The organism is Rhizobium sp. CCGE531 (genome assembly GCF_003627795.1).
GTDB lineage: Bacteria > Pseudomonadota > Alphaproteobacteria > Rhizobiales > Rhizobiaceae > Rhizobium.
In genome coordinates, this window is sequence record NZ_CP032684.1 from 3,456,371 (window position 1) to 3,465,000 (window position 8,630).

Here is an 8,630-nt window from a genome sequence, read left to right on the forward strand (position 1 = left end):
TGCACGCGCCGGCCCCGAGGAGAATTCTATTACGCCTTGCCGAGCTTGCCGATCAGGGCCTTGGCACCGTCGAGCGTGTCGGCATAGCTTTCCTTCTGATAGGGGATCATGAGATTGCCCTTGAGGATGCTTTCGAACAGGCTGTTGGTGCGCTCAAGCGCCGTCTTCGGATCTTCGCCGCCGGTCAGAAGCTGATTGAGCGTCAGGCCGAGCACGCTTTCGACGGCGGTGTAACCGGGAACCGGCGGACGGGTGATCTTGCCGTTACCCTGTTTCATCATGTCGTACTGGACATCGAGGTAGGGATAGATTTTCTTGACGTCGGCATCCTCGTAGAGCGACTTGCGGGCAAAATCCGAGAACTGGAAATTGAGGTCCGGCCACTCAGCCATCTTCTTCTGGGTCGCCTTCGACGTCGCCCATTTGATAAAGGCGTAGCCGTTGTCCTGGCGGTCGGAACTGGAGGGAACACCGAGGCTCCAGCCGCCGAGGCTGACCGTCTGAGCAACGCCCTCGGCCTTGGGAAGTGCCGCGGTCGCGTATTTGTCCATGACATCGGATTTCTTGCCGGTCATGTAACCGGAATTCTTCACCAGATAGAAGTATGGCGTCCACCAGTAGAACATGCCGATATCGCCCTTGGCGAAACGTGTGCCGGCATCGAACCAGACATAGTTGATCGCTTCAGGCGGCGAGAGCTTATAGAGCTGCCGGTAGACATCCACCGACTTCGCCCAAGCCGGACCTGTGAGCTGCGGCGAGAAATCCCAGGGCGCGTCTGGGAAGGACTTGAACCAGTTCGCGCCGTGGCTTGCCGAAAGCTGGGTAAACATGTGCGTGATCGGCGACGGCTGTGAGCCGCAGATCACCGTCGGGAACAGCGGCTTGCCGTCGAACGACTTGCCTTCGAGTGCCTTCAACGTCTCGATATATTTCGTCCACGTCCAGTCTTCGGCAGCCTTGGTCGGCGGCGCGGCGATGCCGAAGCTTTCGAAGATATCCTTGCGGTACATAACGCCTTGTGCGTAGGCCGCGACCGGCAGCGTTGCGATCTGCCCGCGCCACATGTTCGACGAATAGAGGACCTCCGGGATGAAGTCGGCGAGGTCGATGTCACTGTCCTTGGCGATGTAGTCGTTGAGCGAAATGATCCAGCCGTTGTCGAGATACTGGCCAAGCCACATCTGGTCGACGGCAATGACGTCGGCATCCGAGGTCTTTGCGACGAAGGCTGAGACCAGACGCGTCTGCAGCGCGTCGTAGGAAAGGCTTTCGAGTTCAACCTTGATGCCGGTTTCCTTTTCGAATTCCGGGATCATCGCTTTCATCGAGAAGAAGAACGGATCTTCTACCGACAGAACGCGCACGGTCTTGGCGTCTTGGGCAGACGCGCGCCGCGGCGCGACCAGCGAACCTGCGCTGGAAGCCAGCAGAGCCGCGACCGATGCGGACTTCAGCATGTTCCGGCGCGACATATTTCCAATATCGAATGTCATGAGTTCCTCCTCAATTGCCCGTAAATCCAACCTCACTCGATATCGGAAAGCCAGTCTGGCGCCGCGCTCGATTAGATTGTTACCCTCGATCTGCCTTTTCAGCAGTATGTTTGTACTTCGCACAAACTTATGATACTGTCAAGAAGTCGTCACAAGGATTCTCCCGGGCGTGGCCCGACGCGCCGTAAATTTGGTCTACGGTAAGCAAACAAGCGCCATCTGGTCGAGCAAGCGCTCACAGGTTAGAAAGACGAGCCGGCAAATCGGAGAGAGACGTTGAAGTTCGAGAATAAGTCATCCTACTCACTGGGGCAGCGCAGTCCTTCCAACAAGGAAGTTCTGCCTGGCGAGGGTGGCGTCAACGTTACCCTCGTCTCCCAGTCGACCCTCGGCGAGATCAATCGTGGGCGCGTTCTCCAGGCGTTGTACGACAATGGTCCGAAGAGCCGCGCCGAACTTGCCCGATTGGCAGGCGTCAACCGCACCACGATTACAGGAATCGTCCAGCCGATGATCGAAGAGGGACTGCTCGTTGAAGGCGATGCGGTGCCCTCCGACTTCAAGGGCGGAAAGCCGGCGCGTCCGATCTATTTCAATCCGGAAGCCCCGATGCTCGGGGCCGTGCTTCTCCTGCCCGGCAGGATCCAGACATGCCTGGTGACGCTGAGCGGCGAAATCAGCGCACTTACGAAGGCCGACTTCGATCCGCGTGGCGAAAGAGATATGTTTCTGCAGATCTTGAAGGACACCTTGTCCGCAACGCTCTCCCAGGCTCATCGGGCGCCGTTCGGGATCGGCATCGCATCTGCAGGAATGATCGACAGCGACAACGGGGTTATCCTTGCCGTCAATCTCGCGCCCGTTCTATCGGGCCTGCCGTTGGTCGATATCCTGCAGGAGCATTTCGCGTTGCCTGTCGTCATCGATCATCATCCGCGCGCGCTCCTCGTGGGCGACCGTTGGTTCGGTCCGGGACGAGGCCAGCAGACGTTCGCGGCGATCTATACCGGTGAGGTTCTGGGCGGCGCCTTCTATATCGATGGGAGGGTTTACCGCGGACTTGCCGGCTCCGGCGGCGAACTCGGACACACCGTCGTCCAGATCGATGGTGAGCTCTGCAATTGCGGCAAGCATGGATGCTGGGAAACCGTCGCCGCCCTGCCCTGGTTACGGCGAGAAGCGGCTCGTCTCGGTATGGCGAACCCTGAGGGCGTTACCTGCGCTCGCCTCGTCAAAGAGGCGGCGGAAGGATCGAAGGCCGCCGATGATCTGCTCAATCGCTATACCCGCAATGTCGCCTTCGGGATTCTCAACCTGCAACAGACACTGTCGCTCAATTCCTATGTTCTGCACGGCGACATCGCAGGTGGTGGCGCAGACGCTGCCGAACGCGTCAGGCAACATGTCGAACGCCTTGTCAGGAAGCGGCCGAACCAGGAGATTTCCATCACCGTCAACGGCATCGGTGAAGGGCATACCGCTTTGCGCGGCGCCGCCGGCCTGGTTTTGTCCAGCCACCTCAAGTTGGTCATCTGACGTTATGGCTGGACAGGTAAACTAGCGGCAGACTTCATAGACAGCCGTCGCAAGGCTGTTGCTATTCCAATTCACCATCTTCGTCGCCTGCTGTTCCAGTTCGACGGGTGTTCTCTGCTGATTTCGCCGTCTAATGCCAATGCGCTAGACGGGCGGCCTGGCTACGAATCGCGGAAGTCTCGGCTGATCAGCTTGCCTTGCGTCGCCAAGGCAAACTTAAACTCTTTGCGGCTCCGTCCTGGTGTTACCCTGATGGGGCCGGCTATTTGCCTAAGTTGCAGAATGATTTTCTCATCGTCACTATGGAACAGGTTTTCGATCAGTGCCCTGACACAGCTGTAAAATGACTGCGACGTAAAGTTCCTGGTTTCCATGCGCTCTTGGTAGATTTCGAGTTTCGCGCGGAGCTTTTCGGCTTGGCCTTCTAGTTGCTGGAATCGTTCCTTCAGACGCGGGGTGTAGAGTCCATCCTCTATGGCCGCTAGGAGGCCGCGCAGCCTCCCCTCGATTTTCTCCAATTCTCGTCGATCATTTTGGATCTGGCGGCTCCGCTCGTGGTGGTCGAGCCGGCCTTCGGTGACCAAAGCGGCGGAGTGTCGATCAATGGTGAATAAAGTCTCCGCCAAAAACTCTCGCACCTGCTTTTCCATGACGTGACGCTGAATCGTCTTGCGGTTGTCGCAGGACTTGCGCCGATAGTGCTCCGCACAGCCATAACGATCTCTTCCGACATGGCAGAAGTCGCAGCCACATTCCGCGCATATCAACAATCGATAGAGATACGAGGCGGAGACCGTCAGACCGCGAGCTCGGGCCTCCCTGGAATTCTGAACCCCTTCGCGCACATTTTTGAAGCACTGCTCGATATCTTGCTGCCGGTTTTTGACAGCCTGCCACAACGGCTCCTCGATAATGCGCAGGCCGGCGACTTCCGTTTTGACCCAATTCGTCTCCGGGTTGCGCCGAGCCTGACGCTTCCCTGTGTCCGGATCCCTAATGTAGCGTAACCTGTTCCAGATGAGCACGCCGCGATAAAGCTCGTTATTGAGGATGCCGGTTCCCCTTGACCTATGTCCTCGAATGGTACTCGCTGCCCATGGGCGTCCCGCCGGTCCGGGAATGGCCTCCTTGTTCAGGGTCATGGCGATGGCAACGGGCGACTTACCCTCGGCAAAGGCCATAAAGATCCGGCGAATAATGGCTGCTTCTGCCTCGTTGATGCGCCGACCGCCAGCACCACCCTCATTATCGGCGATGACTTTATACCCGTAAGCGAGACCACCGCCGGATCGCCCTTTCTCAACCCTTCCTCTTTGTCCACGGCGCGTCTTATCCGCCAGATCTTTCAGGTACAGAGCATTCATCGCCCCCCGGAAGCCGATCTGCAATTCATCGGCGCGGCCGTCAGAAACGGTGTGCAGTGTGACCCCTGCAAAGCGCAGGAGTTTGTAGACATGGGCCATGTCTTCCTGATCCCGAGAGATCCGATCAAGCGCCTCGGCGCAGACAAATTCGAACTGGCCTCCCTTAACGTCAGCGAGGAGACTGCGTATCCCGTCCCGTCCTCGAAGGCTGGCGCCGGAGACCGCTTCGTCGCGATAGCACCCTGCCACTTGCCATCCTTGTTGTTCTGCAAACTGGCGACAAATGAGGAACTGATCATCAACCGATCTGGGGTTCTGGAGGTCGGAGGAGTAGCGGGCGTAGAGCACAACACGGGGCATCGGCATTCCTGGCATTTTCAAAGCGGAGGTCTTTGCCAGCGATCAGAGCCAGGGAGAAGCCGCAACATCGGCTATCCAGAGGAAACGCTTTCAGTGGTAGACGCTATTTCACGCTTTGGTACGCCATTGATGGCTAAAGCAGCCGATTTTCCGCATCGCAATTGGTTGCGGGTGTCAGCCAACCCGATTTGCACCTGCGGAACGAAGTAGTTGATTTTATTGAAAGGCGAATCGCAGCGCCGATTTTGGCGCAATACAAAAAGCCCGGTAACCTATTGTGCCACCAAGGTTTTTTCGTCTTATGTTGGTTGCGGGGGCAGGATTTGAACCTGCGGCCTTCAGGTTATGAGCCTGACGAGCTACCGGGCTGCTCCACCCCGCGTCACCAGCGCAAACCGCTTTGCGGTTTGTCGCGTCAGCGTAAACCCGAAGGGTTTATCGCGCTTGCGTGAACCGCAAAGCGGTTCATGCTTTATCCACGTAAACCGCTTCAGCCGTTTATCGTGTATTCTCAGCGCAAATCCGGAGGATTTGTCGCGCCCGTGGCACCGTATTTCAGGTGTGTAAGGGGTAATGTCTTGCTTTTCAGAAGCGACAAAGGCCGCTTGAAGCGGCCTATTGTAACACGGCTAGGCCGTTTCAGCGTAACCCTTTTGGGTTTATCGCGTTTGTGATGAGAAGATTGTGTGAGGCATAAATTGCTTATGCAATTTAGCGACGCATAAACCGCCGATGCGGTTTAGCGTGAAGTTGCGTTTGGCAGACCTGGCAGCGACCTACTCTCCCGCGTCTTAAGACGAAGTACCATGGGCGCAGGGGCGTTTCACGGCCGTGTTCGGAAAGGGAACGGGTGCGGCCACCCCGCCATAACCACCAGGTCGGCAAAGCGCAACTTCGGGCTAAACCGCGCCAGCGGTTTATGCCCTGCACGCTAAACCTTGCGGGTTTAGCGCGATGAGAAGCTGGTGAAGTTTTCACTTCGTTTGTCTATTTGAACACGTCTTTGGTGCGTTTCCGGACAAAGTCCGCAAGCGCAAAGCGCGTCGCCGGACGTCCGGCGCGCCGTCCGCAGCGTAGCGATCGAAGATCGCGACAGCGTGAGGACAAAACTCAATGCAGATGAACGTTTACGTTCGTCTGATGAGCACTGGCAATGGGAACGATCAAGCCAATCGAGCTATTAGTACCGGTAAGCTTCATGCGTTGCCGCACTTCCACACCCGGCCTATCAACGTGGTCGTCTTCCACGGCTCTGATAGGGAACACTCGTTTTCAGGTTGGTTTCCCGCTTAGATGCCTTCAGCGGTTATCCATTCCATATGTAGCTACCCTGCTATGCCCTTGGCAGGACAACAGGTCCACCAGAGATATGTCCATCCCGGTCCTCTCGTACTAGGGACAGATCCTGTCAATATTCCTACACCCACGGCAGATAGGGACCGAACTGTCTCACGACGTTCTGAACCCAGCTCACGTACCGCTTTAATTGGCGAACAGCCAAACCCTTGGGACCTGCTCCAGCCCCAGGATGCGATGAGCCGACATCGAGGTGCCAAACAACCCCGTCGATATGGACTCTTGGGGGTCATCAGCCTGTTATCCCCGGCGTACCTTTTATCCGTTGAGCGATGGCCCTTCCACGCGGGACCACCGGATCACTATGACCGACTTTCGTCTCTGCTCGACTTGTCAGTCTCGCAGTCAGGCGGGCTTATGCCATTGCACTCGACGACCGATTTCCGACCGGTCTGAGCCCACCATCGCGCGCCTCCGTTACTCTTTCGGAGGCGACCGCCCCAGTCAAACTACCCACCATACACTGTCCCGGATCCGGATGACGGACCGCGGTTAGACATCCATGACGATAAGGGTGGTATTTCAAGGATGGCTCCACAAGAACTGGCGTCCCTGCTTCAAAGCCTACCACCTATCCTACACATGCCGACACGAATGCCAGTGTAAAGCTATAGTAAAGGTGCACGGGGTCTTTCCGTCTGACCGCAGGAACCCCGCATCTTCACGGGGAATTCAATTTCACTGAGTCTATGTTGGAGACAGCGGGGAAGTCGTTACGCCATTCGTGCAGGTCGGAACTTACCCGACAAGGAATTTCGCTACCTTAGGACCGTTATAGTTACGGCCGCCGTTTACTGGGGCTTCGATTCAGAGCTTGCACCCCTCCTCTTAACCTTCCAGCACCGGGCAGGCGTCAGACCCTATACGTCGTCTTGCGACTTCGCAGAGCCCTGTGTTTTTGGTAAACAGTCGCTACCCCCTGGTCTGTGCCACCCTCACATACTTGCGTACATAAGGGTCACGCTTCTTCCGAAGTTACGCGTGCAATTTGCCGAGTTCCTTCAACATAGTTCTCTCAAGCGCCTTGGTATACTCTACCTGACCACCTGTGTCGGTTTCGGGTACGGTCTATACGGTGGAGCTATTTCCTGGAACCGCGTCCCCGCCCACACAATCCAATAAGTGTGAACAAGTTAAGCAATCCGTCACTACCACCAGGCCCACGAATATTAACGTGGTTCCCATCGACTACGCGTGTCCGCCTCGTCTTAGGGGCCGGCTAACCCTGCTCAGATTAACTTTAAGCAGGAACCCTTGGTCTTTCGGCGAGAGGGTCTCTCACCCTCTTTATCGTTACTCATGTCAACATTCGCACTTCCGATACCTCCAGGGCCCCTCACAGGTACCCCTTCACAGGCTTACGGAACGCTCCGCTACCACTTGCATTGCTGCAAATCCTCAGCTTCGGTGCATGGCTTCAGCCCCGTTACATTTTCGGCGCAAAGACCCTTGACTAGACCAGTGAGCTGTTACGCTTTCTTTAAATGATGGCTGCTTCTAAGCCAACATCCTGGTTGTTTTGGGATCCTCACATCCTTTCCCACTTAGCCATGACTTGGGGACCTTAGCTGGAGGTTAGGGTTGTTGCCCTTTTCACGACGGACGTTAGCACCCGCCGTGTGTCTGCCTGATAGTACTCCCCGGTATTCGGAGTTTGGTTAGGATCAGTAAGACGGTGAGTCCCCATAGCCCATCCAGTGCTCTACCCCCGGGGGTATTCGTCAGACGCTCTACCTAAATAGATTTCGCGGAGAACCAGCTATTTCCGAGTTTGATTGGCCTTTCACCCCTAGCCACAAGTCATCCCAATCTATTGCAACAGATGCGGGTTCGGTCCTCCAGTTGGTGTTACCCAACCTTCAACCTGCTCATGGCTAGATCACTCGGTTTCGGGTCTAATGCAACAAACTATATCGCCCTATTCAGACTCGCTTTCGCTTCGCCTACACCTACCGGCTTAAGCTTGCTTGTTACACTAAGTCGTTGACCCATTATACAAAAGGTACGCCGTCACCCTTGCGGGCTCCGACTGTTTGTAGGCATCCAGTTTCAGGTTCTATTTCACTCCCCTTGTCGGGGTGCTTTTCACCTTTCCCTCACGGTACTGGTTCGCTATCGGTCATGCACGAGTACTTAGGCTTGGAGAGTGGTCTCCCCATGTTCAGACAGGATTTCACGTGTCCCGCCCTACTCTAGGACAATAAGTGTATCTACGCGTACGGGGCTGTCACCCTCTACGGCAAACCTTTCCAGGTTCTTCCACTTTAACACTCATTGCCACTGGCCTGGTCCGCGTTCGCTCGCCACTACTTGCGGAGTCTCGGTTGATGTCCTTTCCTGCAGGTACTTAGATGTTTCAGTTCCCTGCGTTCGCTTCTTACACCCTATTTTATTCAGGTGAAGATACCTCATAACAATACCTAGAAACCTGAAGTGTTTTACCAGCCACCAGCCCGTCGAGGCTACGCTGCATCAGCAGCGACGGCCTCTGGCCTTGCGAAGCCCAAACGGGCTTCGA

The 8,630-nt window shown here is 56.1% G+C and carries 3 protein-coding genes, 1 tRNA gene and 2 rRNA genes (1 of these 6 cut by a window edge); 1 reads left to right on the forward strand and 5 read right to left on the reverse strand.

Features of this window, described 5'->3' with window-relative positions; all coding sequences use genetic code 11:
* Positions 1-29: 29 nt before the first annotated feature.
* Positions 30-1,496 carry an extracellular solute-binding protein gene (locus tag CCGE531_RS16845; protein ID WP_120665259.1) on the reverse strand — a complete coding sequence of 489 codons (1,467 nt, stop codon included), beginning with the start codon at positions 1,494-1,496 and terminating at the stop codon, positions 30-32.
* Positions 1,497-1,772: 276 nt separating this feature from the next.
* Between CCGE531_RS16845 and CCGE531_RS16850 the strand changes: the two genes are divergently transcribed.
* Positions 1,773-3,032, forward strand: a complete 1,260-nt coding sequence (locus CCGE531_RS16850) for an ROK family transcriptional regulator (RefSeq protein ID WP_120665261.1) — start codon at positions 1,773-1,775, stop codon at positions 3,030-3,032.
* 161 nt (positions 3,033-3,193) lie between these two features.
* Here the strand turns inward: CCGE531_RS16850 and CCGE531_RS16860 are convergent, their stop codons facing one another.
* The 4 genes from CCGE531_RS16860 to CCGE531_RS16875 form a co-directional block, all read right to left on the reverse strand.
* Complete coding sequence (locus CCGE531_RS16860; RefSeq protein ID WP_120665263.1) at positions 3,194-4,771, reverse strand: recombinase family protein; 1,578 nt, start codon at positions 4,769-4,771, stop codon at positions 3,194-3,196.
* A 290-nt stretch (positions 4,772-5,061) separates the two neighbouring features.
* Positions 5,062-5,138, reverse strand: a tRNA-Met gene (locus CCGE531_RS16865).
* A gap of 381 nt (positions 5,139-5,519) precedes the next feature.
* Positions 5,520-5,634: ribosomal RNA gene (gene rrf / locus CCGE531_RS16870) — 5S ribosomal RNA — on the reverse strand.
* Between the two features lie 281 nt (positions 5,635-5,915).
* Positions 5,916-8,630 (reverse strand): 23S ribosomal RNA (locus CCGE531_RS16875) (it continues 219 nt past the right edge of the window).